This is a genomic window from Streptomyces xantholiticus (assembly GCF_014651015.1).
In the GTDB taxonomy this organism is placed as follows: domain Bacteria; phylum Actinomycetota; class Actinomycetes; order Streptomycetales; family Streptomycetaceae; genus Streptomyces; species Streptomyces xantholiticus.
Genome location: NZ_BMWB01000021.1, coordinates 1 through 14,728, shown reverse-complemented (window position 1 = coordinate 14,728; position 14,728 = coordinate 1). Strand labels below are relative to the sequence as shown.

The following is a 14,728-nucleotide window of genomic DNA, read 5'->3' as shown; positions in this document are numbered from 1 at the left end:
CCGGAAGGGGGACCGGCATCCGGAGCAGTATTCGGGCCGGAATCGGTATTCCTGTCCCCCTTCGAGGGAACTGTTCACCCGTAGGGATTAAAAGTACTCAAGCGGTGCGAACGGGTCGTGTTCCTGCCCCTACGGTCACGGAGTGACGAGCAGCAGGCTGGAACCCCCTACCCACACCACCGGTGCACACCGGGCGCACGGGCGCGCGCCCCGTACGAGGCCCGGACGCCCGCCCGCACGTTACGAGCCGTACCTGGACGGCCTGTTCACCTACTGCCTGTCCGTGCTGTGCGACCACGACGCGGCCACGGCGGTCCTCGGTGACGTGCTCGCCATCGCCGAACGCCAGCACGGGCGCTGCCCGGCCGGCACGGCCGGGCGGAAGGCCTGGATGTACGCGCTCGCGCGGTGGGCCTGCCTGCGCCGGCTGAGCGAACAGCGGCGCAGAAGGCAGGGCGCGCACACCGGGCGGCCCGCCGCCACGCAGGAGCCCGCGCCCCGCGTGCCGACGGAGGTTGCACAGCGGCGTGCCGAACTGGCCCTGCTGGCCTGGCCGGAGGCCGCCGGTACCACACCCGAGCAGCGTGAGGCGCTCGAACTCGCCGTACGGCACGGGCTCGAGGCCGGCCAGGTCGCCGCGGTCCTCGGCGCGGAGCACACGGCCACCCGGCAGCTCCTGGCGGCCGCGGCCTGCGAGGTCGAGCGGACCCGTGCCGCGCTCGCCGTCGTCGAGACGGGCAACTGCCCGGCCGTCGGCCGGCTCACCGGCGACAAACGCGTGCTGCTCTCGGCGGCGCTGCGCCAGGAACTCGTACGGCACGTCGACGACTGCCCGCGCTGCCGACGCGCCGCGGAGCGTGCCGGCGCGGGCGGGCCGTGGCCCGGCTCCGCCGTCACGCCGGCCGCGCTGCCGTTGGTCGAGGCACCGCGGGCGGCCGTGTACATGGCCATGCTGCACGTGCCGAGGACGCGGGCGGGAGGGCCGCGCTTCGGCCCGGGCGGCTTTCCCCTCGACCCCAAGGACCATGCGGCACGGCGGGACCGGCTGCGTGCCCGGGCCGTCACGACGACGGTCGTGGCCACGGTCGTGGCGGCCCCCGTGCTCGCCCTGTGGGCGGCGTACCGGGGCGCACCGCTGACCGGGGAGGCGCACGGGCCCTCGGCCGGCGCGGACGAGCGGGCGAACGGGGTCGGGGCGGCTGCCGACCCGTACGACCACTACGAGAACGCCGGCAACGCGAGCGCGACGCCGGACCCGCGTTTCTCCGCGAACCGGCGCTCGCCGGACGTCGCGGTCGAGGTCATCAGCACCGACGGACCCATGTCGCCGTCCGTCCCGGGGCAGCCCGGTCCCGGCCGGATCACGGTCGAGGCGGAACCGGCCGGTGACAGCACGCGCATCACGCTCACCGCGTCGGGCGGAGCGCCGGTGCGGTGGGGGGCGTGGGCGGGCGCCGGCTGGCTCTATCTGAGCCAGACGTCCGGCACGCTGAACCCCGGCGAAACGATCAGCCTGTACGTGATCGTCGACCACTCGCGCGAGCCGGCGGGGCCGTGGGTGGCCCGGGTGGGCATCGATCCTGCTGGGGCGGTCGTGTCGATCCGTGGCTACGGCGACGTGGCGAGCCCGCCGTCGTCGTCCTCCTCGCCGGACCCGGATCCCACGACGCCGTCGAGCCCGCCGCCGTCGTCGTCCGACCCGGACCCGACGCCGCCGTCGGGCCCGCCTTCCTCCAGCCCGACGTCGCCGCCCCCGGACCCGACCCTGCCGGACCCGACGGCGGAACCGCCTTCGGGTCCGGCGACGCCGCCGCCGGCGGGCTGACGTGGGTGGCGGGTGGCCGAAGGTGACTTCCCCCACCGCGCCCCTTTCGGCCCCGGGCCCCGTTCGGAGCCGGTCCCGGGCCCCGGGCTCCAGAGGCACCGCCCGCCGGACGGGCGCGGTGTGCCGGCGACCCCACCCCTTGTCCCGGCGTCCTGGGGGGACCCCACCCGTAACCCCGCGCGCGGGACCTCCTACGACCTGGACGCGGCGGGGGTCTCCGGCGAGGCCGGTTGCCGCGACAGCGGCCGATTCAGCCTGTCCGGCGCCCAAACAGGTCCGCGGCGGAGCCGCGGTTCGGCAAGGGGTGGGCAGGGGGAACGGCCGCGCGGCGGCCCGCCCCCTCCGGTCGTGACGACGTCCGTCACCCCGCCGTCGGGTCGGCCGGGTGAGGGGCCACGAGGGGAAGGGCCGAGGCCAGACGGGCTTCGCAGAGCTCGGCGAGGACGTCGTACGCCGCCTTGCCCATCAGTTCCGTGAGTTCCGGGCGGTAGGTGACGTACACCGGGTCCCCGGCGCCGTGGGCGGAGGTCGCGGAGGTGCACCACCAGTGCAGGTCGTGGCCGCCCGGACCCCATCCGCGGCGGTCGTACTCGCCGATGGAGACCTGGAGGACGCGTGTGTCGTCGGGCCGGTCGATCCAGTCGTACGTGCGCCGCACCGGTAGTTGCCAGCACACGTCCGGCTTGGTCTCCAGCGGCTCGCGGCCCTCACGCAGCGCCAGGATGTGCAGGGCGCAGCCTGCGCCGCCCGCGAAGCCGGGGCGGTTCTGGAAGATGCACGAGCCCTCCCAGCGCCGGGTCTGACGCTCGCCGTCGTTCTCGTCCTCCTGCACCCAGCCCGTGCTGGTGCCGACGTCGTGGAACTGCCACACCTCCGGTGTGAGGCGGTCCACGTGCCCGGCGACCCGCTGCTCGTCCTCCTCGTCGGAGAAGTGCGCCCCGAGCGTGCAGCAGCCGTCGTCCGCGCGCCCCGCCTGGATGCCCTGGCAGCCGCTGCCGAAGATGCAGGTCCAGCGCGAGGTCAGCCAGGTCAGGTCGCAGCGGAAGACCTGTTCGTCGTCCGCAGGGTCGGGGAACTCCACCCATGCGCGGGCGAAGTCCAAACCCTTCTCGTCTGCTTCGATCTTCGTCAACGGGTTGGCTTTGCCCGGCTTCGCCTTTTTCGTCTTTGGCACAGGTCCAGCGTATGCGTGCGGCCGCAGTAGCGTTCCGCCCATGAGACTCGGAGTCCTCGACGTCGGTTCGAACACTGTTCACCTGTTGGCGGTGGATGCCCACCCCGGTGCGCGGCCGCTGCCTGCCCATTCCCACAAGGCCGAACTGCGCCTCGCGGAGCTGCTCGACGCGGACGGGGCGATCGGCCCCCACGGGATCGACCGTCTCATCGACACGATCGCCGACGCCCTCCAGGCCGCCGAGGACAAGGGCTGCGAGGAGGTCCTCGCCTTCGCGACCTCCGCCGTGCGCGAGGCCACCAACGCGGACGCGGTGCTGGGGCGGGTCAAGGACGAGACCGGGGTCGTGCTGACGGTGCTCAGCGGCGAGGAGGAGGCCCGTCTCACCTTTCTCGCCGCCCGCCGCTGGTACGGCTGGTCGGCCGGGAAGCTGCTCGTCCTCGACATCGGCGGCGGCTCCCTGGAGATCGCGTACGGAATGGACGAGGACCCGGACAAGGCGGTGTCCCTGCCGCTCGGCGCCGGCCGGCTCACCGCGGGGATGCTGCCGGGCGACCCGCCGGACATGCAGGACGTGAAGGCGCTGCGCCGCCATGTGCGGGCAGAGATCGCCCGTACGGTCGGGGAGTTCAGCCGCTTCGGAAAGCCGGACCACATCGTGGCGACATCCAAGACCTTCAAGCAGCTGGCCCGTATGGCGGGCGCGGCCCGCTCGGCGGAGGGGCTGTACGTGCAGCGTGATCTGAGTCGCAGTTCGCTGGAGGAGTGGGTGCCGAAGCTCGCAGGCATGACCGTGGAGCAGCGTGCGGGGCTGCCCGGCGTGTCCGAGGGGCGGGCCCGCCAGATACTCGCAGGAGCCCTGGTGGCGGAGGGTGCGATGGACCTCTTCGGCGTGGAGAAGCTGGAGATCTGTCCGTGGGCGCTGCGCGAGGGCCTCATCCTGCGCCGCCTCGATCACCTCACTACTGCCTAGTTCTGCCCCGTACGCTGTCTCCGTGGCAGAACCAGTCGTGCGTATCCCGGATGCGAAGGTTGTCCTGTCGACCGCTTCCGTCTATCCGGAGTCGACGGCGACAGCCTTCGAGGTCGCCGCACGCCTCGGCTACGACGGCGTCGAGGTCATGGTGTGGACCGATCCGGTGAGCCAGGACATCGAGGCGCTGCGTCGGCTCTCGGACTACCACCGGATGCCCGTCCACGCGGTCCACGCACCGTGCCTGCTGATCACGCAGCGGGTGTGGTCCACCGATCCCTGGGTCAAGCTCCAGCGCGCGCGGGCCGCGGCCGAGAAGCTGGGCGCGTCGACGGTGGTCGTGCACCCGCCGTTCCGCTGGCAGCGCCAGTACGCCCGCGACTTCGTCAGCGGGATATGGCGGATGGCGAACGAGACGGACGTGCGCTTCGCCGTGGAGAACATGTACCCGTGGCGCTACCGGGACCGCGAGATGCTCGCCTACGCCCCGGACTGGGACGTCACCAAGGACGACTACCGTCACTTCACGATCGACCTCTCGCACACCGCGACGTCCCGCACCGACACCATGGCGATGGTCGACCGTATGGGGGACCGGCTGGGGCATGTGCACCTGGCCGACGGCCGGGGGTCCGCCAAGGACGAGCACCTGGTGCCGGGCCGCGGCGACCAGCCCTGCGCAGAACTGCTGGAGCGGCTGGCGCGCACCGGCTTCGACGGCCATGTCGTCATCGAGGTCAACACCCGGCGCGCCATGTCCGCCGCCGAACGCGAGGCCGACCTCGCGGAGGCGCTGGCCTTCACGCGGCTGCACCTGGCGTCGGCCAGCCGCATCTCATGACGCAGGAGCGCAGGGGGCGGGGGCGTCCGGCCCGTAGGGCGGCCGAGGAGGGGCCAGGGGCGCGGGAGCGCATCCTGCAGGCGGCCCGTGCCGAGTTCGCGGAGCGCGGCTACGACAAGACGACCATGCGCGGCATCGCCAGGGCGGCCGGGGTGGACGCGGCACTCGTCCACCACTACTTCGGCACCAAGGACGACGTCTTCGCGGCCGCCATCGAGGTCTCGTTCGAGCCCGCGCTGGTCGTTCCGCAGATCCTCGGGCAGGGCGCGGCGGGCATCGGCGAGCGGCTGGCGCGCTTCTTCATCGGCATCTGGGAGAACCCGGCGACCCGTGGCCCGCTGCTGGCGATCATCCGATCGGCGCTGACGCACGAGGCGGCGGCGAAGGTGCTGCGGGGCTTCGTGCTGCGGCACCTGCTGGAGCGGGTGGCGGGAGAGCTGGACGTACCCGATCCCCAGTTCCGGGCGGAGCTCGCCGCCTCCCACATGGTGGGCATCGTGATCCTGCGGTACGTGATCCGGGTCGATCCGCTGGCGTCCGCGGATCCGGAGGAGATCATCCGTATCGTGGCGCCCACGCTGCAGCGGTACCTCACGGAGCGGGACCCGGTGGGCCCCGGTGGGCAGGCGACCGAGGAATGAGCCGGGCGTCCCGCATTTCGGACAAGCTGTCCAGATCTTGGAGCGGCGGCGTACGCTCGACTACAGACCCATCTGTCCTCAGGACGCCTAAGGAGCGAGCGACGATGCCCGAGCTGAGGTCCCGCACTGTCACCCACGGCCGCAACATGGCGGGCGCCCGCGCCCTTATGCGGGCGTCGGGCGTAGCGAGCGAGGACATCGGCAAGCCGATCGTCGCCGTCGCCAACTCCTTCACCGAGTTCGTCCCGGGGCACACGCATCTGGCCCCGGTGGGCCGGATCGTGTCCGAGGCGATCAAGGCCGCAGGAGCCGTGCCGCGCGAGTTCAACACGATCGCCGTCGACGACGGCATCGCCATGGGCCACGGCGGCATGCTCTACTCGCTGCCCTCCCGGGACCTGATCGCCGACTCGGTCGAATACATGGTCGAGGCGCACTGCGCGGACGCCCTGATCTGCATCTCCAACTGCGACAAGATCACCCCGGGCATGCTCAACGCCGCCCTTCGGCTGAACATCCCGACCGTCTTCGTCTCCGGCGGCCCGATGGAGTCCGGCCGGGCGACGCTCGTCGACGGCACCGTCCGCACGCTCGACCTGGTCGACGCGATGTCGGACGCGGTCAACGAGAAGATCTCGGACGAGGACATCCTCCGTATCGAGGAGAACGCCTGCCCGACCTGCGGCTCCTGCTCGGGCATGTTCACCGCCAACTCGATGAACTGCCTGACCGAGGCCATCGGTCTGTCCCTGCCGGGCAACGGCTCCGTCCTCGCCACCCACACCGCCCGCAAGGCGCTGTACGAGAACGCCGCCGCGACGGTGGTCGACATCACCAAGCGGTACTACGAGCAGGGCGACGAGTCCGTCCTGCCGCGCAACGTCGCCACCTTCGCGGCGTTCGAGAACGCCATGGCCCTCGACATCGCCATGGGCGGCTCGACGAACACGATCCTTCACCTGCTGGCCGCCGCCCAGGAGGCGGGCGTCGAATTCGGCCTCGACGAGATCGACGCCGTCTCGCGCCGGGTTCCCTGCCTGGCCAAGGTCGCGCCGAACGTCGCCAAGAACCGCACGTACTACATGGAGGACGTCCACCGGGCCGGCGGCATCCCCGCCCTGCTGGGCGAGCTGCACCGCGCCGGCCTGCTGAACGAGGACGTGCACTCCGTGCACAGCCCCTCGCTCGCGGACTGGCTCAAGAGCTGGGACGTGCGCGGCGGTTCGCCGTCCGCCGAGGCCGTCGAACTGTGGCACGCGGCGCCCGGCTGCGTCCGGTCCGCCACGGCCTTCTCCCAGTCCGAGCGCTGGGAGGCGCTGGACGACGACGCCGAGAACGGCTGCATCCGCTCCGCCGAGCACGCGTACTCCAAGGACGGCGGTCTCGCGGTGCTGCGCGGCAACCTCGCCGTCGACGGCTGTGTCGTGAAGACCGCCGGTGTGGACGAGTCGATCTGGACCTTCGAGGGCCCGGCCGTGGTGTGCGAGTCGCAGGAAGAGGCCGTCGACAAGATCCTCAAGAAGGAGGTCACCCACGGCGATGTGGTGGTCATCCGGTACGAGGGTCCCAAGGGCGGCCCCGGCATGCAGGAGATGCTCTACCCGACGTCCTTCCTCAAGGGCCGCGGCCTGGGCAAGACCTGCGCCCTGATCACCGACGGCCGCTTCTCCGGCGGCACGTCCGGCCTCTCGATCGGCCACGCCTCCCCGGAGGCGGCCTCGGGCGGCACGATCGCGCTCGTCGAGGACGGCGACCGCATCCGCATCGACATCCCCGGCCGCATCATCGAGCTCCTCGTCGACGACGCCACGCTGGCGTCCCGGCGTGAGGCCCTGGGCGGCGTCTACGCCCCCAAGGCACGGGAACGCAAGGTGTCCGCCGCGCTGCGCGCCTACGCCGCGATGGCGACGAGCGCCGACAGGGGCGCCGTCAGGGACGTCTCCAAGCTGGGCTGACCTGCCTCATCGAAGGCCCGGTGCGCTCACCAGCGCGCCGGGTCCTTCGCGTCCACGGCGAATACCGAGCCGTCGGGGGCGGTGGCGTACACCTTGCCGCCGGCGACGACCGGCGCGGGCAGCACGGAAGCGAACGTCGAACCGTCGTCGGCCATCCGCAGACGAGTCTGTCCCACGACCCTGCCGAGCTGCGCGTCCACGGCCAGCAGACGCCCGTCGGCGGCGGACAGATAGACCGCCCGGGCATCCGAGACCGGTCGTGAGAGATGGGCGACCCCGGTCTCCAGCCGCCACAGCTCGGCGTCCTTGGCACCGCCACCGGAACGGGCCGTGTCGACGGCCGTGAGAGAACCTCCGGCACCGCAGACGTAGACGACCTGCCCCGCGACCGTTGCCTGGGCCTGATCGGCCGGGACGGTCAGGGGGACTCGTCGCACGGCGCGTGCGTCGGTCGAGGTGTCGAGTGTCACGACCGCGTCGGTGAAGCCGTCGGGGTCCGTCGAAAGCAGATACAGGGAACCGTCCGACGGCTGGACCGGCGTCAGAGAACCCGCCAGACGTTTCGTCCAGAGCAGTTCACCGCGCATCGGATCGACGGCGCTGATCAGCGTCGACGTCCCGTCCGGCGAGGGCGTGGCGGCGAGCGCCGGTCCCTCGCCGGCCGGGTCGGAGACCCACTGGGCGCCCGGCCCGCCGTGCCGCTCCAGCCAGCGCTGCTCGCCAGACGCCGCGTCGATGGCACGTACCAGCCCGGCGTCGGTCACCAGCAGCACCGTGTCGCCGACGGTGCGGACCGTCGAGTACGCGGAGACGTCCAGATCCCAGCGCGGCTCACCCGTCTCCGGGTCCAGCGCCTCGTAGCTGCCACCGCCCGGCGTCACGACATGCAGCAGCCCCGCGGTCAGGTGGGGCGTCAGACCCTCGTCGCTCTGTCCGGTCGCGCCATCGTTGCCCGGGTCCTCGACGGACCACACAGGAGCGCCGTCGGCCGCATCCAGCCGGGCGGCTCTTACACCGGGGGCTGCGCAGTAAACGGCGTCCTCACCGCCGGCCGAGCACACCGGGGTGGCGTCCTCGGTGCCGTCCGGCAGGGCGACGCTCCACGGGCGGAAGCCCTGTTCGGCGGTGGGCGTCGAGGGTGAGTCGTCGTCAGCGGCCGGGCCGAAGGCGACGGCACCGGCCGCAACCAGGACGGTGAACGCGGCGGCGGTGGCGAGCGCCCAGCGGTTACGGCGACCTCGTCCGCGGGGAGCCGCTTCGGCCGTGGCCCGGTCGGGGGCGGCTACGGCTGCGGAGTTCTCGACGGGGTCGGGATCGCGCTGCGCCGGTATGTAGGCCTGGGTGTCGTACCCGCAGGACGGCGAGGACGCCCGCAGCGCCACCATCAGATCGAACGGCGTCGGCCGCGCCTTCGGGTCCTTGGCGAGGCAGCGCTCCAGCAGCGGTAGCAGATCCTCCGGTACACCCGACAGGTCCGGCTCGTTGTGGACCACCTGGTACGCCACGATGTACGGGCTGTCGGAGTCGAACGGACCGCGTCCGGTCGCCGCGTGGACCAGCACCGCGCCCAGCGCGAAGACGTCCGCCTCCGGTCCGACCTCGCGGGGCCGCTGGAACTGCTCGGGCGCCATGAACGGCGGGGTACCGATCAGCTTTCCGGTCTCCGTACGCAGGTCGCTGTCGGCGGGGCGTGAGATGCCGAAGTCGATGACTTTCGGCCCGTCCGCCGCCAGAAGCACATTGCTTGGTTTGAGATCGCGGTGCACCACTCCGGCGCGGTGGATGTCGCGCAGCGCCTCCGCGAGGCCCGCGCCCGCCCTGCGGAGTTCGGCCGGATCCAGCGGGCCGTTCCGTTTCACCCGCTCCGCGAGCGTGGGACCGTCGATGAAAAGGGTGGCCATCCATGGCCGGTCGGCGTCCGGGTCGGCGTCGACGACCGGTGCCGTGAACGCGCCGCTCACCCGGCGGGCGGCGGCCACCTCCTGCCGGAAACGCGCTCTGAACTCCGGGTCGAAGGCGTATTCGGCATGAATGACCTTGACCGCGAGCCGCAGGCCGGAGGCGGAGGTGGCCAGATGGACGACGCCCATGCCTCCGTTGCCCAGGCATGCCTCGAGGCGGTACTGGCCCGCATATTCCGGATGCTCCGCTTCCGGGAAAGGCCCGGTGCTGCGCAGCGGTGGCATCTCCCACCCCCGTCTGATGGTGCGCACGCGCGACGCTCGGAGCCTAGTCGATGATGCGTACGATCCGGCCATGGCTTGCTAGCCTGCGCGCGGCGCGCCGCGCCACTCATCCACGTCAACGGGGGGAAGTCCGATGGCTCTTGAAGAGGCTCAGAACGCAGAGACGTCACATGCGCCGGCCGACGCCGACGCGAGCGGGACAGGCACCGAATCGATCGGGACCATGGCGGCCACGCGTTACCCGGTCGCTCCCGGCGTCCGCCTCAACGTCCGGTCCGGCCCTGGCACCAACTACCGGCTGATCAGGATCCTTCCGTACGGTGCGACCGTACCGATCAACTGCCAGAAGGCCGGCGAGACCATCACCGGCCCGTACGGAACCACCAACCTGTGGGACAACATCGCCAACGGCGAGTTCGTCTCCGACGCGTACGTGTACACGGGCAGCAACGGCTACGTCGCCCCGCGGTGCTCCTGACCCTGCCCTGACGCAGCGGGGATAATCGACGCCGTGAGCGAGCACACGGAGAACACCACGACGAACGGCGGGGGCCCGGAGCCCGAGCCCATCCGTTTCTTCGGCACGAAGTGGGTCGGGCACGAACGGGGGTACGCGCTGCGCCGGGCGGGCCTCGCCGCCGGTTCGCTGATCACCGCGTTCGCGGCGGCTCTGGTGCTGCGCTTCGCCTACCAGGGGCTCGCGATCGCCGAGGTCGGGAGCTTCGTGAACGTCCTCGTCGTCGTGATGTTCGCCGTGTGCAGCGCCATCGCCTTCCGCAAGACATGGGAGGGCTTCTCCCGCCGCCCTGACGGCTCGTCGTCCGAGGACTCCCTGCGCAGCCTGAAGATGATCGGCTTCATCGGCTCGCTCATCGCCTACTCACTGCGCTGCCTCGCCGAAGCGCCGGGCGAGAAGCTGCGCCGTGCCGAGTACGAGACGGCTCGGGCTCAGTACGCAAAGCGCCGCGGCACCCGCTCGGGCAACCCTGCCGCCCGCAAGCCCAACCGCAGGTGACCGCGCTCGCAGAGGAGCACCGCAGAGGAGCACCGCAGTGAGGCGCCCCGGGAGACGCCCGGGAGAAACGCCACAGAGATCCGCCGCAGACCGCGCCCGGTCGCGCCCCCAGGGGGTGCGACCGGGCGCAAGTGCTTGACGGCCGTATGCGGCCGGGAGCACTATTCATCGCATGATGAATTCCTCCGGCGTTGCCGTCCTCGCCCGCGGCCTCACCGTCGTACGAGGAGAGCGCACCGTCCTGCGCGGCCTCGATTTCACCGTCCTGTCCGGACGTATCACGGGCCTCCTCGGCCCCTCCGGCTGTGGAAAGTCGACCCTGATGCGCGCCGTCGTCGGCACCCAGGCCAAGGTCACCGGCACCCTGGAGATCCTCGGCCGCCCGGCCGGCGCTGCCGAGCTCCGCTCCCGCATCGGGTACGTCACCCAGGCGCCGTCCGTCTACGACGACCTCACCGTCCGCCAGAACCTCGAATACTTCGCCTCCGTCCTGCTGCCGGGCCGCGGGAGCCGCGACGCCCGCCGGGCGTACGTCACCCGGGCCATCGAGGACGTCGACCTCGCCTCGCATGCCGACTCACTCGCCGGCCGGCTCTCCGGCGGGCAGCGCAGCCGGGTCTCGCTCGCCGTCGCCCTGCTCGGCACACCCGAGGTACTCGTCCTCGACGAACCCACCGTCGGCCTCGACCCCGTCCTCCGCCGCGACCTGTGGGACCTCTTCCACCGCCTGGCCGACGAGCGCGGCGCGACGATCCTCGTCTCCTCCCACGTCATGGACGAGGCCGAGCGCTGTCACCGCCTCCTGCTCATGCGCGACGGCCGGATCCTCGCCGAGGACGAACCCGACGACCTGCGCATCCGCACCCGCTCCGAAACCGTCGAACAGGCCTTTCTCCACCTCGTCGACCAGGCCGACGCCCTTCAGGAGGACGCCCGATGAGCACCGCCCGCACCCTCGCCACCGCCGCTCGCGTCCTGCGGCAGCTGGGCCACGACCCACGGTCCATCGCCCTCATGATCCTCGTGCCGTGCGTGATGCTCTTCCTGCTGCGGTTCGTGTTCGACGGCAGCCCGCAGACCTTCGACTCCATCGGCGCGTCGCTGCTCGGCATCTTCCCGCTGATCACGATGTTTCTGGTGACCTCCATCGCCACTTTGCGAGAACGCGCCTCCGGAACCCTCGAACGGCTCCTCGCCATGCCGCTCGGCAAGGCCGACCTGATCGCGGGCTACGCCCTGGCCTTCGGTCTCGTCGCAGTCGTCCAGTCGCTTCTCGCCACCAGCCTGGCCCTGTGGGGCTTGGGCCTCGACATCACCGGCTCGGCCTGGCTGCTGCTCCTCGTCGCACTCCTCGACGCACTGCTCGGCACGGCGCTCGGACTCTTCGTCTCCGCCTTCGCCGCCTCCGAGTTCCAGGCGGTCCAGTTCATGCCGGCCGTGATCTTCCCCCAGTTGCTGCTGTGCGGCCTGTTCACCCCCAGGGAGACGATGCAGCCCGCGCTCGAAGCGATCTCGGACGTGCTGCCGATGTCCTACGCCGTCGACGCAATGAACGAAGTCCTTCGCCACCCCGATGTCACCGGCGACTTCGTCCGCGACATCCTGGTCGTCGCGGCCTGCGCCCTGTTCGTCCTCGCCCTGGGAGCGGCCACCCTGCGCCGCCGCACCGCCTGAGCCCCCATGCTGCCGGGGCGGCCGTACCGACACTCGGACCACAACGGCACGGCACCGCCTCCGGTGACAGGATGTGCGCACGTACCCCCACCGGCGAGGTGAACAGAGCCATGACCCAGACAGTCGCAGTCCTCGGAACCGGCAAGATCGGTGAAGCCCTGCTCAGCGGCATGATCCGCGCCGGCTGGCGCGCCGCCGACCTGCTGGTCACCACCCGCCGCACCGAGCGCGCCGACGAGCTGCGCAACCGCTATGGCGTTGACGCCGTCAGCAACGCCGAGGCCGCCAAGCGCGCCGACACCCTGATCCTCGCTGTCAAACCCCAGGACATGGGCAAGCTCCTCGACGAACTCGGCCCGCACGTCACCGCCGACCGCCTTGTCATCAGCGCCGCGGCCGGAATCACCACCTCCTTCATCGAGGAGCGCCTGGCGGCGGGCACCCCCGTCGTTCGTGTCATGCCGAACACACCCGTACTCGTGGACGAAGGCATGTCCGTGATCTCCGCAGGCAGCCACGCCACCGTCGACCACGTCGTCCACGCCGAGGAGATCTTCGGCGGTGTCGGCAAGACCCTCCGTGTCCCCGAGTCCCAGCAGGACGCGGCCACGGCGCTCTCCGGGTCCGGCCCGGCGTACTTCTACTTCCTCGTCGAGGCCATGACCGACGCGGGCATCCTCCTCGGCCTCCCCCGCGCCCAAGCCCACGACCTGATCGTCCAGGCCGCCATCGGCGCCGCGGTGATGCTCCGAGACAGCGGCGAGCACCCGGTGAAACTCCGTGAAGCAGTCACCTCCCCTGCCGGCACCACCATCAGTGCCATCCGAGAACTCGAGAACCACGGCGTACGAGCCGCCCTGATCGCCGCCCTGGAAGCGGCTCGCGACCGAAGCCGCGAACTCGCCTCGGGCAACGGCTGAGCGGCCCCGGCGACCACCGGTCCGGTCTGTCCCGTCCCGTCACCCGGCCGGCAGCAGGCCGATCGCCCGGTAAGCAGCGTCCACCGTCGGACGGGCCATTTCCCTGGCCCGTCCGGCCCCCTTCCTCAGCACTTCGTCGACGTGTCCCGGATCGGCCACGAGCTCCGCATGCCGCTCCCTGATCGGCCTCAGTAGCTCCAGCACCGCCTCGGCCGTGTCCTTCTTCAAGGCCCCGTACGACTCGTATACACCGGCCAGCTCCTTCGGGTTCCTCCCTGTGCAGGCGGAAAGGATCTCCAGCAGATTCGCGACGCCGGGCCGGGAGCCGGGGTGGTACTCCACGTCCTGTCCGCTGTCGGTGACCGCGCGCATGATCTTCTTGCGCACAACGTCGGCCTCGTCGAGGAGATAGATGATTCCGGCACCCGACTCGTGGGACTTCCCCATCTTCGATGTGGGGTCCTGCAGATCCATGACCCGCGCCGCGACCGGCGGCTGCGTGGCACGGGGGATGCGGAACGTGTGCCCGTAGCGCTGGTTGAACCGCACGGCGAGATCGCGAGTCAGCTCCACATGCTGTGTCTGGTCCTCGCCCACCGGCACCTCGTCGGCCCCGTACGCCAGGATGTCCGCCGCCATCAGCACCGGATAGGTCAGCAGGGACAGCCGCACACTCTGACCTGCGGCGCGAGCCCGGACGCTCTTCTCCTTGTACTGGATCATGCGCCGCAGCTCCCCGTCGGTCGCCGTGCATTCGAGGATGTACGAAAGCCGGGCGTGCTCATCCACATGGCTCTGGACGAACACCGTGCACAGGGCAGGGTCCAGACCGGCGGCGAGCATCAGCGTCGCCGCCTGTCGGCTCAGTCTGCGTACGCGAGCAGGATCGTGGTCGACGGTGAGCGCGTGCAGATCGACCACGCTGAACAGGGCGTCCGCCTGGTGCTGGTCGGCCTCGACCCACCTGCGCAGAGCTCCGAGGTAGTTCCCCAGGGTCAGATGCCCTGTCGGCTTGATCCCGCTGAAGATCCGCTTCATCACGTTCTCCGTCTCCTGGTCGGAGCCGCCGCCTTCAGCGGCCGGGCTCCCGGAGGGAGATACGCGAACGGCCGCCGAGGCGGCGGCCGTGGGTGCATGCGTAGGTGCCGGCCGCCGTCAGGCGGCCCACCACTGAAGGAAGCACGTACGCGATGTCATGCGCCCAACCCTAGCGTGCAGGGCCGGGTTGACATCGGGAACCGGCCTCCGTAGTGTTCTCCGGGTTGCCCGACGTGAGCACCGACTCCGGTCGGCCCCGGGCAGCCATTCCGCAAGACCCACTTCGATCGGGCGACATTCCGTGTCGCTTTGTCTTTCGTGCGCTTTTGCGAAATGAAGAATCCGCGTTCGAAAGGACGCCGGCCCCGGTTAGCGTCGCGGCCAAGGGTTCCGCTAAAGTCTCACTCGTCGGAACGGCCCAACGGCCGGGAAGGCAACTCCCGCTGACTGGGAATCAGGCCCGAAAGAGTCTGATAGAGTCGGAAC

13 protein-coding genes are annotated in these 14,728 nt (G+C 71.1%); 10 read left to right on the top strand and 3 right to left on the bottom strand.

The genetic code is table 11. The features are described from left to right. Nucleotides 1-142: 142 nt before the first annotated feature. Nucleotides 143-1,825 (top strand): BACON domain-containing protein, encoded by a 1,683-nt coding sequence (locus IE198_RS25895; protein WP_189890688.1) that lies wholly within the window; start codon nt 143-145, stop codon nt 1,823-1,825. Nucleotides 1,826-2,186: 361 nt separating this feature from the next. Here IE198_RS25895 and IE198_RS25890 read toward each other — a convergent pair whose 3' ends face one another. Continuing rightward, on the bottom strand, nt 2,187-2,999 hold the full coding sequence (locus IE198_RS25890) for a DUF3109 family protein (protein WP_189890686.1): 813 nt from the start codon (nt 2,997-2,999) through the stop codon (nt 2,187-2,189). Between the two features lie 40 nt (nt 3,000-3,039). Here IE198_RS25890 and IE198_RS25885 point away from each other — a divergent pair, with 40 nt between their 5' ends. The 4 genes from IE198_RS25885 to ilvD all read left to right on the top strand — a co-directional run bounded on the left by IE198_RS25885 (nt 3,040) and on the right by ilvD (nt 7,409). Further along, entirely contained in the window at nt 3,040-3,972 is a 933-nt protein-coding gene (locus tag IE198_RS25885) for a Ppx/GppA family phosphatase (RefSeq protein WP_189890684.1), read from the top strand. Nucleotides 3,973-3,994: 22 nt separating this feature from the next. After that, nucleotides 3,995-4,813, top strand: coding sequence for a sugar phosphate isomerase/epimerase family protein (locus tag IE198_RS25880; protein WP_189890682.1), 819 nt, complete (start codon nt 3,995-3,997; stop codon nt 4,811-4,813). After that, on the top strand, nt 4,810-5,454 hold the full coding sequence (locus IE198_RS25875; RefSeq protein ID WP_189890680.1) for a TetR/AcrR family transcriptional regulator: 645 nt from the start codon (nt 4,810-4,812) through the stop codon (nt 5,452-5,454). Before IE198_RS25880 ends, IE198_RS25875 begins: the two co-directional genes overlap by 4 nt. 104 nt (nt 5,455-5,558) lie before the next feature. Next, complete coding sequence (ilvD, locus tag IE198_RS25870; protein ID WP_189890678.1) at nt 5,559-7,409, top strand: dihydroxy-acid dehydratase; 1,851 nt, start codon at nt 5,559-5,561, stop codon at nt 7,407-7,409. A 26-nt stretch (nt 7,410-7,435) separates the two neighbouring features. On the opposite strand, the gene IE198_RS25865 is transcribed toward ilvD, so the two are convergent. Continuing rightward, nucleotides 7,436-9,595, bottom strand: a complete 2,160-nt coding sequence (locus IE198_RS25865; protein ID WP_189890903.1) for a serine/threonine-protein kinase — start codon at nt 9,593-9,595, stop codon at nt 7,436-7,438. A 133-nt stretch (nt 9,596-9,728) separates the two neighbouring features. On the opposite strand from IE198_RS25865, the gene IE198_RS25860 reads away from it, so the two are divergent. The 5 genes from IE198_RS25860 to proC all read left to right on the top strand — a co-directional run bounded on the left by IE198_RS25860 (nt 9,729) and on the right by proC (nt 13,204). Further along, nucleotides 9,729-10,073 carry an SH3 domain-containing protein gene (locus IE198_RS25860; RefSeq protein WP_189890675.1) on the top strand — a complete coding sequence of 115 codons (345 nt, stop codon included), beginning with the start codon at nt 9,729-9,731 and terminating at the stop codon, nt 10,071-10,073. Nucleotides 10,074-10,106: 33 nt separating this feature from the next. Continuing rightward, nucleotides 10,107-10,610, top strand: a complete 504-nt coding sequence (locus IE198_RS25855) for an MFS transporter (RefSeq protein ID WP_189890673.1) — start codon at nt 10,107-10,109, stop codon at nt 10,608-10,610. A 172-nt stretch (nt 10,611-10,782) separates the two neighbouring features. After that, nucleotides 10,783-11,550 carry an ABC transporter ATP-binding protein gene (locus IE198_RS25850; RefSeq protein WP_189890671.1) on the top strand — a complete coding sequence of 256 codons (768 nt, stop codon included), beginning with the start codon at nt 10,783-10,785 and terminating at the stop codon, nt 11,548-11,550. Further along, complete coding sequence (locus tag IE198_RS25845; protein WP_189890669.1) at nt 11,547-12,284, top strand: ABC transporter permease; 738 nt, start codon at nt 11,547-11,549, stop codon at nt 12,282-12,284. Before IE198_RS25850 ends, IE198_RS25845 begins: the two co-directional genes overlap by 4 nt. 110 nt (nt 12,285-12,394) lie before the next feature. Next, nucleotides 12,395-13,204 (top strand): pyrroline-5-carboxylate reductase, encoded by an 810-nt coding sequence (gene proC / locus IE198_RS25840; RefSeq protein WP_189890667.1) that lies wholly within the window; start codon nt 12,395-12,397, stop codon nt 13,202-13,204. Between the two features lie 39 nt (nt 13,205-13,243). Here the strand turns inward: proC and trpS are convergent, their stop codons facing one another. Beyond that, nucleotides 13,244-14,242, bottom strand: a complete 999-nt coding sequence (gene trpS / locus IE198_RS25835) for a tryptophan--tRNA ligase (RefSeq protein ID WP_189890665.1) — start codon at nt 14,240-14,242, stop codon at nt 13,244-13,246. Between the last annotated feature and the right edge of the window lie 486 nt (nt 14,243-14,728).

Excerpts from the sequence above, each read along its gene's own strand:
- IE198_RS25885 (WP_189890684.1), top strand. The coding sequence starts at position 3,040 with ATGAGACTCGGAGTCCTCGACGTCGGTTCGAACACTGTTCACCTGTTG.
- IE198_RS25875 (WP_189890680.1), top strand. The coding sequence starts at position 4,810 with ATGACGCAGGAGCGCAGGGGGCGGGGGCGTCCGGCCCGTAGGGCGGCC.
- ilvD (WP_189890678.1), top strand. The coding sequence starts at position 5,559 with ATGCCCGAGCTGAGGTCCCGCACTGTCACCCACGGCCGCAACATGGCG.
- IE198_RS25865 (WP_189890903.1), bottom strand. The coding sequence starts at position 9,595 with ATGCCACCGCTGCGCAGCACCGGGCCTTTCCCGGAAGCGGAGCATCCG.
- IE198_RS25860 (WP_189890675.1), top strand. The coding sequence starts at position 9,729 with ATGGCTCTTGAAGAGGCTCAGAACGCAGAGACGTCACATGCGCCGGCC.
- IE198_RS25850 (WP_189890671.1), top strand. The coding sequence starts at position 10,783 with ATGATGAATTCCTCCGGCGTTGCCGTCCTCGCCCGCGGCCTCACCGTC.
- IE198_RS25845 (WP_189890669.1), top strand. The coding sequence starts at position 11,547 with ATGAGCACCGCCCGCACCCTCGCCACCGCCGCTCGCGTCCTGCGGCAG.
- proC (WP_189890667.1), top strand. The coding sequence starts at position 12,395 with ATGACCCAGACAGTCGCAGTCCTCGGAACCGGCAAGATCGGTGAAGCC.
- trpS (WP_189890665.1), bottom strand. The coding sequence starts at position 14,242 with ATGAAGCGGATCTTCAGCGGGATCAAGCCGACAGGGCATCTGACCCTG.